The sequence below is a fragment of the Kribbella sp. CA-245084 genome (assembly GCF_050942355.1).
Taxonomy (GTDB): domain Bacteria; phylum Actinomycetota; class Actinomycetes; order Propionibacteriales; family Kribbellaceae; genus Kribbella.
The window spans coordinates 1,455,289-1,471,636 of record NZ_CP192053.1; the positions used below are offsets into that span (position 1 = coordinate 1,455,289).

Sequence of the window (16,348 nt, forward strand, 5' to 3'; positions counted from 1 at the left end):
TTCCGATGGTCAAGCCTTGCTCAGATCTGTAGCCAGACGGTGGTGTCGGCGGGTGCTTCGTTGTTGGTGAGGGGCTCGCTGGTGAGCAGCACCTTCACGTGGTCGGGGAGCGGGATTGGTGTGTCCGTCAGGTTCACCACGCAGCGGAACCCGGGCTCGCGGGTGAACGACAGCACACCGGCCGGAGCGTCGGCGTCCCAGACCAGGCGGCCCTCACCGAGAGCCGGGTGGTCACGGCGGATCCGGAGTGCCGCCTTGTAGAGACTCAGGTGGCTGTCCGGGTCCCCAACCTGCGACTCGGCGGTCAGGCCCGACCAGTCGGCGGGCTGCGGGAGCCAAGGCTGGCTGGTGCCGGGGCCGAAGCCGTACGGCGGCTCCGCGCCGGACCACGGGATCGGCACCCGGCAGCCGTCGCGGCCGCGGACCGTGTGGCCGGAACGCGCCCAGGTCGGGTCGTCGAGCACGTCCTCCGGCAGATCCTCGACCTCGGGCAGCCCGAGCTCGTCGCCCTGGTAGATGTACGCGCCGCCCGGCAGCGCCAGCTCCAGCAGCGCCGCCGCCCGTGCCCGGCGTAGTCCCAGCTGCAGATCGGTCGGTACGACGCCCGCGCCCTCCAGCGCATCCCGCTTGTCGCGGCCGTACCGGGTGCGGTGCCGGATCGTGTCGTGGTTGCTCAGCACCCAGGTCGCCGGCGCCCCGACCGCCCACAGGTTCTCGGTCGTGTGATCGATCACCTCACGCAGGTCCTTCGCGTCCCACGTTGCGCGCAGGGCATCGAAGTTGAACGCGGACTGCAGTTCGTCCGGCCGTACGTACTGCGCGAGTCGCTCCGCCGGGGACAGCCACGCCTCCGCCACGAACACGCGGGCACCTTGCGGCGTATCGGCGTACTCGTCGGCGATCGCGCGCCAGCGCTGATGGATGGTGTGCACGCCGGGCTGGTCGTAGAACGGGTTCCCGACGTACTTCTCCCGGGTCGGCTCACCGTTGTGCAGCGGTACGTCGGGCAGCGCCGGGTCCTTGGCCATCGAATCGGCGACGTCGATCCGGAACCCGTCGACGCCGCGGTCGAACCAGAACCGCAGGATCGCGTCGAACTCCTCGATCACCTTCGGGTGGTCCCAGTTCCAGTCCGGCTGGGAGATGTCGAACAGGTGCAGGTACCACTGCCCGTCCTCGATCTGCTGCCAGGCGCCACCGCCGAACGCGGCCGGCCAGTTGGTCGGCGGGCCGCCGTCCTTGGAGTCGCGGAACCAGAACAGGTCGCGCTCCTCCGAGCCCTTGCCGGCCTTGAGCGCGGCCTGGAACCACGGGTGCTCCCAGGAGCAGTGGTTCGGCACCAGGTCGATCAGGATCCGCAGACCGAGCGCGTGCGCCTCGGCGATCAGCGCGTCGGCGTCGGCGAGGGTGCCGAACTCCGGGTTGATATCGCGGTAGTCGGCCACGTCGTACCCGCCGTCGAGTAGCGGGGACGGGTACCAGGGGCTGATCCAGATCGCGTCGATCCCGAGGTCGGCGAGGTACGGCAGCCGGGCGCGGATGCCGTTCACATCGCCGGTCCCGTCGCCGTCGGCGTCGGCGAACGAGCGCGGGTACACCTGGTAGACGACGGCGCTACGCCACCAGTCGTCAGCTGGTCTGCTTCCTGGATCACTCATGTGACCTAGCCTGACACGAGGGACACGGGATGCTGTGACAGTCGTCTCAGCGGCGACCCCGGCTGTTGCCCCGGCTCCCGGGGTGGCTAGTGTCAGAAGCCCCGTACAGGCGAGAGAGGGACCACACTCGTGGATCTGATGGAATTCCAGGCGAAGACGGTCTTCGCCAAGCACGGAGTGCGGACGACCGTGGGTGCGGTTGTCACGACTCCGGAGGAAGCCCGCGCGGCAGCCGAGAAGATCGGCGGCCGGGTGGTCGTGAAGGCCCAGGTCAAGACCGGTGGGCGCGGCAAGGCCGGCGGCGTCAAGCTGGCCTCGAGCCCGGACGAGGCAGAAGAGAAGGCCCGCGAGATCCTCGGGCTGGACATCAAGGGTCACGTCGTCAAGATCCTGAACATCGTCCCGGCCGCGGCGATCGCCGAGGAGTACTACTTCTCGTTCCTGGTCGACCGGGCCAACCGCAACTACCTCTGCATCGCCTCCGCCGCCGGCGGGATGGAGATCGAAGAGGTCGCGCACACCAACCCGGACGCGGTCGCGCAGATCTCGATCGACCCGGCCGCCGGCGTGGACGAGGCGAAGGCCCGCGAGATCGCCGAGGCCGCGAAGTACCCGGCCGACGTGATCGACGCCGTCGTACCGGAGATCGTCAAGCTGTACGACGTCTTCATCGCCGAGGACGCCTCGCTGGTCGAGGTGAACCCGCTGGTCAAGCTCGAGGACGGGAACGTCGAGGCGCTCGACGGCAAGGTCACGCTGGACGAGAACGCGGACTTCCGGCACCCGGACCACGCCGAGTTCGAGGACATCTCGGCGGCCGACCCGCTGGAGGCCGCGGCCAAGGCCAAGGGCCTGAACTACGTGAAGCTCGACGGCTCCGTCGGCATCATCGGAAACGGCGCCGGCCTGGTCATGTCCACGCTGGACGTCGTCGCGTACGCCGGTGAGGAGTTCGGCGGCCAGAAGCCCGCGAACTTCCTCGACATCGGCGGCGGCGCCTCGGCCGAGGTGATGGCGAACGGTCTGGAGATCATCATCTCCGACCCGCAGGTGGAGAGCGTGTTCGTGAACGTCTTCGGCGGGATCACCGCCTGCGACGCGGTCGCCAACGGCATCGTGCAGGCGTTCGAGCTGCTCGCCAGCCGCGGCGAGGCCGTCACCAAGCCGCTGGTCGTCCGGCTGGACGGCAACAACGCCGAGGAGGGCCGCCGGATCCTCGACGAGGCGGGCCTCGCCGGTCTGGAGCGGGTCGACACGATGGACGGCGCCGCCAAGCGCGCCGCCGAGCTGGCTGCGAAGTAAGGGATCGCCGAACAATGTCTATCTTCCTGACCAAGGACAGCAAGGTCATCGTCCAGGGCATGACCGGCTCCGAGGGCACCAAGCACACCACCCGGATGCTTGCCTCGGGCACCAACATCGTCGGCGGCGTGAACCCGCGCAAGGCCGGGCAGAGCCAGGACTTCGACGGTAAGTCGGTCGCGGTGTTCGGCACCGTCGCGGACGCGGTCAAGGAGACCGGCGCGAACGTGTCGGTCATCTTCGTCCCGCCGAAGTTCACCAAGGACGCCGTACTGGAGGCCGTCGAGGCCGAGGTGCCGCTGGTCGTGGTGATCACCGAGGGCGTGCCGGTGCACGACACCGCCGCGTTCTTCGCCGCCGCGCAGGCGACCGGCAAGACCCGGATCATCGGCCCGAACTGCCCCGGCATCATCACCCCGGGCGAGTCGAACGCCGGCATCATCCCGGCCGACATCGCCGGCCAGGGCCGGATCGGCCTGGTGTCGAAGTCGGGCACGCTGACGTACCAGATGATGTACGAGCTGCGGGACTTCGGGTTCTCGTCGGCGATCGGCATCGGCGGTGACCCGATCATCGGGACGACGCACATCGATGCGCTGAAGGCGTTCCAGGACGACCCGGACACCGACGCGATCGTGATGATCGGTGAGATCGGCGGCGACGCCGAGGAGCGGGCGGCGGCGTTCATCAAGGAGAACGTGACCAAGCCGGTCGTCGGCTACGTGGCCGGGTTCACCGCGCCGGAGGGCAAGACGATGGGCCACGCCGGCGCCATCGTCTCGGGCTCGTCGGGTACGGCGGCCGCGAAGAAGGAGGCCCTCGAGGCCGTGGGCGTGAAGGTCGGCAAGACGCCGACCGAGACCGCCAACCTGATGCGCGAGATCATGCAGGGTCTGAGCAAGTAGTTACTGCTGAAAGCGGGACCTGTTCCTTCGGGAGCAGGTCCCGTTTCTTATTTGTAAGCGGCTGAGCGGTCTACGGCGCGGGCGACGGTGTCGTTGAACGCAGTGTCGGTGATGTCGAGCTCCTTCAGCACCGGGAACAGCATGTAGACCACGCGGTCCCCGGACCCGGCGACCCCGATCCGGTAGATGTACTTCTTACCGTCACCGGTGTCGTACGTCGCCTTCCAGCTCTTGCCCTTGATCGTGCTGGTCTGGATGAGGCCGGTCGATTTGACGTCGGCGTTCGAGACGTTCTTCTCGCACGTGTCGACGTTCTTGCGGATCTGGGTGACGTAGCTCGCCGCCGCGTTCGCGCTCGCGAACTTCGCGACCGTGTCGTCCAGCCCGAACTCGGTCGGCACCTTCGCCTCCGGCGTCACGTACGTGACCGTGCCGAACTTCAGTGCCTTGGCCTTCTTGAAGTCGATCTTCTCGCAGCCGCCGCTGCTGTTGCCCTTCGCGGCCGGGGCGCTCACCCACGGCTTGTTGATCTCGGACAGCAGCGGCAGGTCGACCGAGGCCATGAAGCCGGGCGCGTCGACGTTCGGCAGGAGGGCCGGTTTCGCGACCGGCGCACCGGTGCCGCAGCCGCCGGACTGGGCGCAGACCTTCTTCGCCGCGGTGTTCGCGGTGGCGAGCACGACGTCCGGCTTGGGCGGCGCGGCGGCGACGGTGTCGTGCTCGACCACGATCGTGGCCTGGCCGGCCAACGTGACCGCGACGGTCTTGTATTTCGTCTTGGACCCGGGCAGCTGACCGAACACGGCGATCACACCGCGCTCGCCGACGCCGGTGGTCACGTAGCCGGCCGAGAGCCGCGTCTGCGGTGCGGTGCACTGGCTCAGCCAGTGGACGACGGAGGTGTAGGTCTTGGCCGCGGCGGCCTTGTCGTTCGACACGTCGACGTACTGGACGGCCGTTTCCTTGGTGGTGGCGTTCTGGAAGGTGCGGACCCAGGTCCGCAGGCCGGCCGGGTCGGCGAACCGCTGCGCCTGGCAGACGAACGCGGTGTCCGGCGCCGAATCGCCGTCAGCGGTCTTGGTGACGGCCCAGGCGCCGGTCGCGCCGAGCGTCTTCGCGCCGGTGGCGTCCAGCAGCGCCTTGTCGTCGGCGAGCACGTTCGAGTTGGTCGGCTTGTCGTCCGAAGCGCTGCTCCCGGCCTTCGGGTCGGGTGTCTTGTCGCCGCCGAACGCGTTCAGCGCTGCGACACCGCCGCCGCCGACCAGCACCACGACCGCGACCCCGGCGGCGATCGTCTGGTTCCTTTTGCGCGCCTTCTCGCGACGCGCCTCCCGGGCAGCGGCGCGACCGCCGCCGCGTGATGCGCGGTGGGAACCGGCCAATGCTCGACCTCCTGACTGATTCCACCCGACAGTACCGGGTAGACCAACGCCACTCCCACTCCGCTACCACCAGCCGAACACCTACGAACTGAGCGTGAGCAAGCGGGCTGAAGTCTCCCACATCCGGCGTGTCAGGACGAGTGGCGTCCGTACGCGGGGAGACGATGGGAGTCAGATGACCGACATGCTGAGCCGCCCGGGCGCCCGGGACGGTGAATCGAGCGCTACGCCCCCGTCTGAGATCGCCGCCCAGACCAAGCCTTTGGTCGTGTCGGCCGTGATCTCCGCGGGAGCCTGCCTGCTCACCGGTCTGCTCACGTGCGCCGCGGTCGCGGTGATCGGCTGGTTGGGGGCGACCTTCGGCGGCGCGTCCGGCGCGGTCCGGGCCGGGGCTTCCGCCTGGCTGGTCGCGCACAAGGCCGGTGTGACCATCGGCACGGGCCGGATCAGCGTCGCACCGCTCGGTCTGACTCTGTTCTTCGTCTGGTGTCTGTACCGCGGCGGCAAGTCTGCGGCTCGGTCCAGCGCGGCCGATCGGACCAGGGACCTGATCTCGCTGGCAGGCGCGTTCGCGCTGGTCTACGGCCTCGGGGCGCTGGTCGTGGCGTTGCTCACGTCGGACGGCGCGCTCAAGGTGTCGCCGCTGTCTGCGTTCCTCGGCGCCTTTTCGTTGGCCTTCGTCGCAGGCATCGCCGGGATTCTGGTCGAGTCCGGTGCGGCGGAAGACATCGCCGATGCGACACCGGCCGGTTTGCGAGACGTGGTTCCGGCGGCGTTCGCCGCAGTACTGACTGTGATCGCGATCGCCTCGCTGCTGTTTGCCATACTGCTCGCGGTCCACTTCTCGCGGATCACCGGGATGCTCGAGCTGCTGGACGCGGGCGCGATCGGGTCGGTCGTGCTGTTCGCGATCTGCCTGATGCTGGTGCCGAACGTGGTGCTGTACGTCGTGGCGTTCCTCGCGGGGCCCGGATTCCAGCTGGGGACCGGGACCACGATCGCGCCGACCGGCGTGGATGTCGGGAACCTGCCGGCGTTTCCCTTGCTGGCCGCGGTGCCTGCCGACGGCGCCACTCCGTCGTACCTGCTGGTGCTGACGGCGGTGGTGCCGCTGGTCGCGGGTGCGGTCGCGGGGCTGGTCGTCGTACGGCGAGGGCTGGTCGATCGGGACGGCGACATGCTGGGCTGGGATGCGTTCGCGCTACGCGGTGCGATGGCGGCGCTGCTCGCGGGAATCATCATCTTCGCGCTGCTGGCGATGTCGGGTGGTTCGGCGGGGCCGGGGCGGATGGCGTCGGTCGGCGTTCCGGGGGCGTTGCCGGCGGCCGGCGTACTGGCTGCCGGGATGGCGATCGGGGCCGCGATCACGGCCGCCGTGGCCGCCTCCCGGCGACCGGTTGCGGAAGAGGCTGACGCGGAGCGATAGGCTGCCCGCCGTGACTTCTGCTTCTGATCCCGGTTCTGCTGCACGCCTCGTCGTGCTCGTCTCGGGATCGGGATCGAACCTGCAGGCCCTGCTGGACGCCTGCGCGGACCCGGCGTACGGCGCTCAGGTGGTCGCCGTCGGAGCGGACCGCGAGGGGATCGTGGGGCTGGACCGGGCCGTGGCCGCCGGAGTGCCGACGTTCGTGCACAAAGTGAAGGCCTACGACGAGCGGGCCGACTGGGACCGGGCGCTGACCTCGTCGGTCGCGGAGTACAAGCCGGATCTGGTCGTGTCCGCGGGCTTCCTGAAGCTGGTCGGCGACGACTTCCTCGAGGCGTTCGGCGACCGGTACATCAACACCCACAACGCGCTGCTGCCGGCGTTCCCGGGGATCCACGGTCCGCGGGACGCGCTGGAGTACGGCGTGAAGGTCGCCGGCGCGACGCTGTTCTTCGTGGACGGCGGCGTCGACACCGGGCCGATCATCGCGCAGGTCGTCGTACCTGTTCTCGATGACGACAGCGAAGAAGACCTGACCGAGCGGATCAAGGAGGTCGAACGCCACCAGTTGGTGGAGTGGGTCGGCCGCCTCGTCCGCGACGGCTGGACCATCACCGGACGAAAGGTTCGACTGAAGTGAGCACCGACCGCAGGCCGATTCGCCGGGCGCTGATCAGCGTCTACGACAAGACCGGTCTGGAGGAGCTCGCTTCCGCGCTGCACGCCGCCGGGGTGCAGATCGTCTCCACCGGTTCGACCGCGGCCCGGATCGCGGCAGCCGGCGTACCGGTGACCAAGGTCGAGGAGCTGACCGGGTTCCCGGAGTGCCTGGACGGACGGGTCAAGACGCTGCACCCGATGGTGCACGCCGGGCTGCTGGCCGACGTACGGCGTGATGAGCACGTCGAGCAGCTCCGCGAGATGCGCGTCGAGCCGTTCGAGCTGCTGGTGAGCAACCTGTACCCGTTCAGCGAGACGGTCGCGTCCGGGGCTTCGGTGGACGAGTGCGTCGAGCAGATCGACATCGGCGGGCCGTCGATGGTGCGCGGTGCGGCGAAGAACCACGCGAACGTCGCCGTGGTGACGTCGCCTTCGCAGTACGCGTCGGTTTATGCGTCGCTCGGCGAGGGTGGGTTCTCGCTGGAGGAGCGTTCTGGGTTGGCCGCTGCTGCGTTCGTGCACACGGCGGAGTACGACATTGCTGTTGCGTCGTGGATGGGGTCTGTTCTGACGGACACCTCGGAGGGGTCTGGGTTCCCGGCGTGGGTGGGTTCGGCGTGGGACAAGTCCGCCGTACTGCGGTATGGCGAGAACCCGCACCAGCCGGCGGCGCTGTACTTGAACGGCCGGGGCGGTCTGGCTGCGGCGGAGCAGTTGCACGGCAAGGAGATGTCGTACAACAACTACGTCGACGCTGATGCGGCTCGGCGTACGGCGTATGACTTCAGCGAGCCGGCGGTTGCGATCATCAAGCACGCGAACCCGTGTGGGATTGCCGTGGGCAAGGACATTGCCGAGGCGCACCGGCGAGCGCACGAGTGCGACCCGGTGTCGGCGTACGGCGGTGTGATCGCGACGAACGCGCCCGTGTCGGTCGAGATGGCCAAGCAGGTCGCGGAGATCTTCACCGAGGTGCTGGTCGCGCCGGCCTTCGAGGACGGCGCGGTCGAGATCCTGCAGGGCAAGAAGAACATCCGGCTGCTTGTCGCGCCGGCTGTGTCTACCGACGAGACCGTCGAGATGCGTGCGATCAGCGGTGGATTGCTGCTGCAGCACCGCGACCGCTTCCAGGCACCCGGCGACGACCCGTCCGCGTGGACGCTTGCTGCTGGTACTGCGGCTTCGCCTGAGGTGCTGGCTGATTTGGCCTTCGCTTGGAAGGCCTGCCGAGCCGTCAAGTCGAACGCGATCCTGCTGGCGTCCGACGGCGCCTCGGTCGGCGTCGGCATGGGCCAGGTCAACCGAGTCGACTCCTGCCGCCTCGCCGTCTCCCGCGCCGGCGACCGCGCCACCGGATCCGTCGCCGCGTCCGACGCCTTCTTCCCCTTCCCCGACGGCCTAGAGGTCCTCATCGAAGGCGGCGTCAAGGCAGTAGTCCAACCCGGCGGCTCCATCCGAGACGAAGCCGCCATCGAAGCCGCCAACAAAGCCGGCATCACCATGTACTTCACCGGAACCCGCCACTTCTTCCACTAACCACTTTCTCGTTGCATGCGGGGGCTGTGATCTACCCCCGCATGCAGCGCAGCCGTGCGCTCCTGCTGTCCAGTTCTCCACGGAGTGGTGCCACTCGCTCGACGGGCGGTGGACGGGTGGGGCGACCATAATGGGTCGGGTTGGCGTGTGGGTGTCCGCTAGGTCGCTGGGGTGAGGTTTTTGTCTGGTCGGGTTGATAGTCCGCGGTTGCAGGGGCTTGATCGGGATCGGGTTGGGGAGTTCTGGGCGGAGGTTGCCGAGCAGGGCACGCCGTTGGTTGAGGCGGTCGGGGATGGGGAAGTCTGGTTGACGTTTCTTTATCGGGCTACCGACGCGGTTGGTGGGGTGTCGGTGTTCGGCGGGCCTGCGGGGTGGGATGCGCCGGGGAACCAGATGCGTCGGCTCGAGGGGACCGACGTCTGGTACCTGACTGTTCGCGTCCGGGGCGACCTGCGCTGCACCTATCGGCTGGCGGTCGACGACGTGGACCAGCCGGATCTGGATTGGCGGGAGCGTACGGCGGATTGGTTTGCGGATCCGCTCAACCCCGCGACGTTCGTCTTTCCCGCGGACGAGGCTCTGGGCAGCGACGAGACCGTGGTCTCGCTGATCGAGCTACCGGACGCGCCGAAGCAGCCGTGGATCGCGCCGCGCGCCGACGTACCGCGTGGCGAGCTCGTTCAGTACGCGCACCGGAGCGAGATCCTCGACAACGAGCGTCGCATCTGGGTCTACACGCCGCCCGGCTATCAACCCGACGACGAGCCGTACCCGCTGTTCGTGTTCTTCGACGGAGACACAGTGCGCGGCCCGATGCCGGTGGACACGATTCTCGACAACCTGATCTCGGACGGCCGGATTCCGCCGATGGTCGGCGTACTCGTCGACAGCTTGACTCAAGAGATCCGAAACCGCGAACTCCCTTGCGGCGGGCCATTTCTCGAGTACCTCACCGACGAGCTGCTCCCGTGGGTCCGCGAGAAATACCGGATCACCACCGACCCCGCGCGCACGATCGTCGCCGGGCAGAGCCATGGCGGTCAGGCCGCGGCATTCGCCGGCCTCCGGCGCCCGGACGTCTTCGGCAAGGTGATCTCGCAGTCGGGATCGTTCTGGTGGAGCCCGGAGGACGATCCGGAGCACGAGTGGCTCACCCGCCAGTACGCCGAGGCCGAGCACCAGCCGGTCCGCTTCTACCTCGAGGCCGGGCTGATGGAGCGCGGGCAGACCCCCGATCACGGCCCGTCCATCCTGGTCACGAACCGCCACCTGCGTACGATCCTGCGCACCAAGGGCTACGACCTCGACTACACCGAATACAACGGCGGCCACGACTACGCCTGCTGGCGCGGCTCACTAGCCGACGCGCTGATCGCACTCACCGCCCACTGACGATCCGAACTGGGGAGGGACATGCGGAGGCTGGGGGGATTGCTGGTTCTCGCGCTGGCGCTGGCCGGCTGCGGCGACGAGGCGGCGCCACGGGCGCGGAGTACGCCGAGCCTGGGACTGCGCGCGATCGAGCCGTCCGGGACGAGCGCCCAGACACCCGCGGCCCAGTCGCCCGGAGTTCAGACGCCCGGGGTGACGCAGCCCGCGTCGTACCCGACGACTCCCTTGCCACGAAGGCCGGAGCTGCCTGCGTCGGCGTACCAGCAGATCCGCGTGGTCCGAATGCGGGCGCCGAATGCCGCGCTTCAGTTGCCGCCAGACGGGTACGCGCAGGTGATCTTTGCGTGCTCCTACGAGGAGTGGAGTCTGCAGTACGAGTACAACGTGCAGACGAACTACAACCCGCCCGGACGGCACTTGCGGGGTGACAAAGCCGGCGACATGCTTGGCGCGATCACCAACAGCGAGGTCGGTCGGGCGCTCGGGTCGGAGGCGGATCCGACGTCGGACGAGTGGATGGCGCGGTCGTACACCGAGGACTCCTGGCCCGATCGGCAGCTCGTCACGGCGTACCAGGTCAAGCGCGCCAACCTAACCCGAGCCAAGGTCCTTGCCGCCCGCAACGACTATGCCAAGGGGTGTTCGGTCAAGTACACCTCGCCGCTCCTCGACGCAGTGCATGTCAGCATCTACGCGCCGTGGGACTGGAGTATCTAGAAGCGGCGGCGGTAGGAGATCTGGTGGCCGTTGTCGCGGGAGCCGCCGTCGAGGGTCCAGCCGGTTGATTCGTAGAAGTGTTGGCCTTGGGGGTAGTTGGCCAGGGTCCAGAGGATGGCTTCGGGGTACGTGCTAGCGAGGGCCTGTAATGCCTTCTGCATAAGGGCTTTGCCTACGCCCTGGCGCCAGTACGCCGGGTCGACAGCGATCGTGTCGAGCTCGCCGAGGTTGGGGTCGATGGGGTCCCGGCTGGGGCCGATGCCGACAAGGCCGGCGGTGTGTTGTCGATCTCGGCGACCCACCAGTTGCCGTCGGCAAGGGTTTCGGTCCAGCGGGCGATGCGGGCGTCGCTGACTTCGATGGGCGGCATCAGGTCGCCGAAGCCGTCGTTCCACGAGTCGACATAGATCTGTACGACGCGTGGCGCGTCGGCGCGGGTGGCGGGGCGGATGGTCGGCATGAGCTGGATGATTCCACCGCGGCCGCGGGACTGAAAGCGATTTGAAAGCGGCGCTTCGTACGGTCGGTGCACCGACTGACAACCGAACGAACGACCGTGAACAGGCCCCGCAATTTGGGGACGCTCTGCCGCGGGCGGCCCTCAGAAGCCGTACGCCGATCGCAGCCATCAGCAGGTCGGCCAGCTTGCAGACGGTGAGCACTCGGGCGGGCGGCATTCTGCTTGTCGTTCTAGGGGCGTAGCTCTACAGCCATTCGTGGTCAGTTCGGGATGATCAGGCCGAGTACGGCGATGGCGGCTGCCGTGAGTAGCAGGAACGTCGTGTCGAACATTCGGCTGCGGACGTGGAGGAGGCCTGCGGCGGTGTCGTTGAGGGCGGCGCGGAGGAGGCCGGCGAGGCCGACGGCGCCGGCGAAGATGAGTACGCCGTTGCGCCAGTCGTAGAACCACAGCACGACCAGGCCGGTGAGGGCGGCCAGGAGTGACAACGCTAGCGGCCACTGGCTGCGCCGCTGGGCCTCTCCTGCCATCAGCACGTCACTCTCACCTTCAGCACGGGTCCGGTGGTCACTGGGGCAGGCTCGCTTCGGCCGCTTCGACGACGTTGGTGAGGAGCATGGCTCGCGTCATCGGGCCGATCCCGCCGGGCATCGGGGCGATCCAGGCGGCCTGCTCGCGGGCGGCGGGCTCGATGTCGCCGACAATCTTGCCCTCGGCATTGCGGCTGGTGCCGACGTCGAGCAATACGGCGCCGGGCTTGACCATGTCGGCGGTGATCAGGCCGGCGGACCCGGCCGCTGCGATCACGATGTCGCCGGTGCGGACCACCGCGGCGAGGTCCTTCGTACCGGTGTGGCACTGGGTGACGGTCGCGTTCTCGCTCCGCCGGGTGAAGAGCAGCCCCATCGGCCGCCCCGCGGTCACCCCACGCCCGACGACGACCACGTGGGCCCCGGCGATCGGTACGTCGTACCGCCGCAGGATCTCCACGCAGCCCTTCGGCGTACACGGGAGCGGGCCGTCCTGGCCGAGGACAAGCTTGCCGAGGCTCATCGGGTGCAGGCCGTCGGCGTCCTTGACGGGGTCGATCAGCCCGAGGATCGCGTTGGTGTCGACGTGCTTCGGGAGCGGGAGCTGGACGATGAAGCCGGTGCACTCCGGGTTCTCGTTGAGCTCGCGGACCTGCGCGGCGATCTCGTCCTGGGTCGCGGTGTCGGGTAGTTCGACCTGGATCGAGGAGATCCCGACCGCGGCGCAGTCGCGGTGCTTGCCGGCGACGTACGCGCGGCTCCCTGGGTCGTCACCGACCAGAATCGTGCCGAGCCCGGGCACCACGCCCTGCTCGGCGAGCTTCGCGACCCGGACCTTCAGCTCGTCCTTGATCGCCGCCGCCGCCGCCTTGCCATCCAGAATCTGAGCCGTCACGCCACCAGAGTCTGCCATGCGCCGCGCAGCACCGGACCTCCACCACTCACCAACCCCGCTCCCGCGACATGCGCTGAGCGTGAACCCGCCCGACGTCGGACGGTTGCGGCGGGTTGGTGAGTGCCGGAGGTCCGGATCGCCAGGCCATCACAATCGGTGCCCGGCCGCGGGGCCACGCGGCGGTGCGGCCGGGCGAGGTGATTGTGATGGCCTGGGGATCCTCAGGTTGTGAGCTTGTAGACCGTGGTGCTGCCGACGGTCGTGGCCGTGTAGTTGGATGTGACCCAGGACTGGATCTCGGAGGCGGCGGAGGAGTTGCCGCCGCCACCGCCCTGGCCGCCGGAGATGTAGTACGCGATCTTGCCTTCGGCCACCCACTCCTTGAACTGCGCGAGGGTCGGCGCGTCGTCCGTACCACTGAAGCCGCCGATGGCGATGACGGACTTCCCGGTGGACAGCTCGATCGATGCCGCCGACTGCGAACCGCTCACCGCGGCCGCCCAGGTGGTCGTGGTCTTGGACAGCAGCGCGGTCAACTCGCTGCTGGCCTCACCGCCCATCCCGCCCCCACCTTGCTGCGCCCCCGCCTCAGACGAAGCCGAGGAACTCGAGGAGCCCGTCGAGCCGGAAGAGCTCGACGACCCGGTCGAGCCGGCGGATCCCGTCGTGCCGGAGGTGCCGGACGTGCCCGAGGTGCCGGTCGTGCCGGAGGTGCCGGTCGTGCCGGTCGTGCCCGAGCGACTAGGTGGCGTACCGCCGGAGCCGCCCGGTCCGCCGCCGGACCCGCCTCCTGGCATCCCGCCTCCGCCTCCGCCGCCCATCGCGCTGCTGCTCGGACCCGAGGTCGGGATCGACCCGTTGTGCGTCTGCGAAGCAGTAGACACCGCATACGCCGTACTCCCGAGCCCAAGCGACACAACAAGCGCGAGTACGACGGCCGGCAACGCCCGCCGAGCCCGCCGCCCGACGAGCACCAACGCAGCGCCAACCACGCCGGCAGCCAGCACGACGTACTTGGCCCACGGTACGAAGTCGGCCGTACGACCGAGCAGCACGTAGTCCCACGCGCCCGTCGCCAGCACCATCGCCGCCAACGTCACCCGGGCGGCGATCGAAGACCGCTGCTGCCACGCGAGCCGAACGCCCATCGCCACCAGCCCGGCGATCGCCGGCGCCAGCGCAACTGCGTAGTACGGATGAATCGTCCCGCTCATGAAGCTGAACACTCCGGCGGTCACCAGCAACCAACCGCCCCACAGCACGAACCCGGCTCGAGTCAGGTCCGTCCGCGCCGCGCGCCGAGTCAGCCACAACCCGCCGACCAGTGCGATCAGTGCCGCAGGCAACAACCACGAGATCTCGGTGCCGAACGCCGAGCCGAACATCCGCGTGATCCCCGTACTCCCACCAAACCCGGTGTTCCCACCACCGCCACCTCCGCCACCACCGTTGCCCTGTCCACCCAGCAGCCGACCAAGGCCGTTGTAGCCAAGAGCAAGCTCCAGCAACGAATTGTTGGTCGACCCACCGATATAAGGCCGGCTCGAAGCAGGCCAGAGCTCAACCAGTGCCACGAACCAACCAGCACTGACAATCACCGCACCCAACGCCCCCAGCAGATGCACTATCCGCCGCCGCAACGACGTAGGCGCCGCGATCAGATACACCAGCCCGAACGCCGGCACGACCAGCAGCGCCTGCCCCATCTTTGTCAGGAACGCGAACCCGATCGCAACCCCGGCCAGCGCCAACCACCGCGCCGAAGCCTTCTCCAGCGACCGTACGACGAAGTACGCCGCGGCCACCATCAACAGCACGAGCAACGCATCCGGGTTGTTGAACCGGAACATCAGTACCGCCACCGGCGTCAACGCCAACGCCGAACCGGCGATCAGCCCCGCGCCCGGACCCGCGAGCCGTCGAACCGCCAGATACAGCAGTCCGACGGAAGCGATCCCCATGAACGCCTGCGGCGCCAGCACGGTGAAGCTGTTGAACCCGAACACCCGCGCAAACGCCGTCGCAACCCAGAGCGCGCCCGGCGGCTTGTCGACCGTGATCGCGTTCCCCGCGTCGAGCGACCCGAACAGCCAGGCCTTCCAGCTCTGCGTCCCGGCGAGTTCCGCGGCGGCGTAGAAGCTGTTCCCGTATCCCGAGTCCGTCAGGTTCCACAGGTAGAGGAACGCGGTGCCGACGAGCATCGCGAGTGCGGCCGGCCGGACGTACGCCGCCTGCGAGGCCGGTCCGCGCGCAAATCGCCGCAACCTGCCAGGGGGTGGTTCGGCTGGGGGTTGTTCCAGGCGGGGTCGGTCGAGCAGCGTCGTCATGATCGTCTCCAGTTCGCGGATGGGTTCCACTGACGACGGTGCCAACCTCGGCTCCGGCCACCCTGGACGCCGGCTGGGAGGTTCCTGTGAGCCGGGAATGCCCGCGCTCTTGCCGTGGTTCGGGCAGGTAGTTTATTCTTGAACTATCAACCAGCGAGGAGCCACCATGCCCGCCGTGACCGTCAGTGACATCACCGTCCTGCCCCGCATCACCCAGCCGGATCCGGCGATCGCGCACGAGCGCCCGGTGAAGTCGGTGACGTCCGCGCCGAGCGGCTACGAGGGCGAGGGCTTCCCGGTACGGCGTGCGTTCGCCGGCGTGGACCTCCGCGACCTGGACCCGTTCATCCACATGGACCAGATGGGTGAGGTCGAGTACGCGCCGGGCGAGCCGAAGGGCACCCCGTGGCACCCGCACCGCGGCTTCGAGACCGTCACGTACATGCTCGACGGGATCATGGAGCACCAGGACTCCAACGGCGGTGGCGGCGTCATCTCCAACGGCGACACCCAGTGGATGACCGCGGGCTCAGGCCTCCTGCACATCGAGACCCCGCCGGAGCACCTGGTGCTCAGCGGCGGCCTCTTCCACGGCATCCAGCTCTGGGTGAACCTGCCGAAGATCCAGAAGTGGGCCGCGCCGCGCTACCAGGACATCCGCGGCGGGGACGCTGCGCTGCTCTCCACTGCAGACGGCGGTGCGCTGATCCGCGTGATCGCCGGCTCGGTCGACGGCCACGAAGGCCCCGGCTCGACCCACACGCCGATCACCCTCGTGCACGCGACCGTCAGCCCGGGCGCCGAGCTGGTCCTGCCCTGGCAGCCGGACTACAACGCGCTCGTCTACGTCCTCGCCGGTCAGGGCACGGTCGGCGCCGAGCGGCGGCCGTTCCGCAAGGGCCAGCTGGCCGTCTTCGGTCCGGGCGACACGATCCGCACCCAGGCCGGTACGACGCAACCGCAGGCCGAGCCGAACCTCGACGTACTGATCATCGGCGGCCGCCCGATCCGCGAGCCGATCGCGATGGCCGGGCCGTTCGTGATGAACACCCGCGCCGAGGTCGTCCAGGCCTTCGAGGACTTCCAGGCCGGCAAGCTCGGCAGCATCCCCGCGGTCCACGGCGCGCCAACCGACCTGCGCAGTACCGAATAGTTGCC

14 protein-coding genes are annotated in these 16,348 nt (G+C 68.7%); 8 read left to right on the forward strand and 6 right to left on the reverse strand.

What is annotated here, in order from left to right:
* Positions 1-20 precede the first annotated feature (20 nt).
* Positions 21-1,658: a glycoside hydrolase family 13 protein gene (locus tag ACQPYH_RS07200; RefSeq protein WP_432888290.1), complete on the reverse strand. Its 1,638-nt coding sequence runs from the start codon at positions 1,656-1,658 to the stop codon at positions 21-23.
* A gap of 129 nt (positions 1,659-1,787) precedes the next feature.
* On the opposite strand from ACQPYH_RS07200, the gene sucC reads away from it, so the two are divergent.
* Together sucC and sucD are read left to right on the forward strand one after the other, a co-directional pair.
* The gene (sucC, locus tag ACQPYH_RS07205; protein ID WP_432888292.1) at positions 1,788-2,960 is read left to right on the forward strand and encodes an ADP-forming succinate--CoA ligase subunit beta; all 1,173 of its coding nucleotides are present in this window, start codon (positions 1,788-1,790) and stop codon (positions 2,958-2,960) included.
* Positions 2,961-2,974: 14 nt separating this feature from the next.
* Complete coding sequence (gene sucD, locus ACQPYH_RS07210; protein WP_130443998.1) at positions 2,975-3,865, forward strand: succinate--CoA ligase subunit alpha; 891 nt, start codon at positions 2,975-2,977, stop codon at positions 3,863-3,865.
* Between the two features lie 47 nt (positions 3,866-3,912).
* On the opposite strand, the gene ACQPYH_RS07215 is transcribed toward sucD, so the two are convergent.
* The gene (locus tag ACQPYH_RS07215; RefSeq protein WP_432888294.1) at positions 3,913-5,247 is read right to left on the reverse strand and encodes a hypothetical protein; all 1,335 of its coding nucleotides are present in this window, start codon (positions 5,245-5,247) and stop codon (positions 3,913-3,915) included.
* 175 nt (positions 5,248-5,422) lie between these two features.
* Between ACQPYH_RS07215 and ACQPYH_RS07220 the strand changes: the two genes are divergently transcribed.
* From ACQPYH_RS07220 to ACQPYH_RS07240, 5 genes are all read left to right on the forward strand, one after another.
* On the forward strand, positions 5,423-6,673 hold the full coding sequence (locus tag ACQPYH_RS07220; protein WP_432888296.1) for a cell division protein PerM: 1,251 nt from the start codon (positions 5,423-5,425) through the stop codon (positions 6,671-6,673).
* 1 nt (position 6,674) lies between these two features.
* On the forward strand, positions 6,675-7,313 hold the full coding sequence (gene purN / locus ACQPYH_RS07225) for a phosphoribosylglycinamide formyltransferase (protein ID WP_432894355.1): 639 nt from the start codon (positions 6,675-6,677) through the stop codon (positions 7,311-7,313).
* The gene (gene purH / locus ACQPYH_RS07230) at positions 7,310-8,869 is read left to right on the forward strand and encodes a bifunctional phosphoribosylaminoimidazolecarboxamide formyltransferase/IMP cyclohydrolase (protein WP_432888298.1); all 1,560 of its coding nucleotides are present in this window, start codon (positions 7,310-7,312) and stop codon (positions 8,867-8,869) included. The genes purN and purH overlap by 4 nt, the downstream gene beginning before the upstream one ends.
* A gap of 207 nt (positions 8,870-9,076) precedes the next feature.
* Complete coding sequence (gene fes, locus ACQPYH_RS07235; protein ID WP_432888300.1) at positions 9,077-10,261, forward strand: enterochelin esterase; 1,185 nt, start codon at positions 9,077-9,079, stop codon at positions 10,259-10,261.
* Positions 10,262-10,282: 21 nt separating this feature from the next.
* Positions 10,283-10,978 carry a hypothetical protein gene (locus ACQPYH_RS07240; RefSeq protein WP_432888302.1) on the forward strand — a complete coding sequence of 232 codons (696 nt, stop codon included), beginning with the start codon at positions 10,283-10,285 and terminating at the stop codon, positions 10,976-10,978.
* Here the strand turns inward: ACQPYH_RS07240 and ACQPYH_RS07245 are convergent.
* The 4 genes from ACQPYH_RS07245 to ACQPYH_RS07260 form a co-directional block, all read right to left on the reverse strand.
* Positions 10,975-11,655, reverse strand: coding sequence for a GNAT family N-acetyltransferase (locus ACQPYH_RS07245; protein WP_432888304.1), 681 nt, complete (start codon positions 11,653-11,655; stop codon positions 10,975-10,977). The two genes, ACQPYH_RS07240 and ACQPYH_RS07245, sit on opposite strands and share 4 nt — an antisense overlap.
* Before the next feature lie 43 nt (positions 11,656-11,698).
* Positions 11,699-11,968 carry a DUF3017 domain-containing protein gene (locus ACQPYH_RS07250; RefSeq protein WP_432894357.1) on the reverse strand — a complete coding sequence of 90 codons (270 nt, stop codon included), beginning with the start codon at positions 11,966-11,968 and terminating at the stop codon, positions 11,699-11,701.
* Positions 11,969-12,005: 37 nt separating this feature from the next.
* Positions 12,006-12,863 (reverse strand): bifunctional methylenetetrahydrofolate dehydrogenase/methenyltetrahydrofolate cyclohydrolase, encoded by an 858-nt coding sequence (locus ACQPYH_RS07255; RefSeq protein ID WP_432888306.1) that lies wholly within the window; start codon positions 12,861-12,863, stop codon positions 12,006-12,008.
* A 221-nt stretch (positions 12,864-13,084) separates the two neighbouring features.
* Positions 13,085-15,190 (reverse strand): ArnT family glycosyltransferase, encoded by a 2,106-nt coding sequence (locus ACQPYH_RS07260; RefSeq protein ID WP_432888308.1) that lies wholly within the window; start codon positions 15,188-15,190, stop codon positions 13,085-13,087.
* A 166-nt stretch (positions 15,191-15,356) separates the two neighbouring features.
* On the opposite strand from ACQPYH_RS07260, the gene ACQPYH_RS07265 reads away from it, so the two are divergent.
* Complete coding sequence (locus ACQPYH_RS07265; RefSeq protein ID WP_432888310.1) at positions 15,357-16,343, forward strand: pirin family protein; 987 nt, start codon at positions 15,357-15,359, stop codon at positions 16,341-16,343.
* The last annotated feature ends 5 nt before the right edge of the window (positions 16,344-16,348 follow it).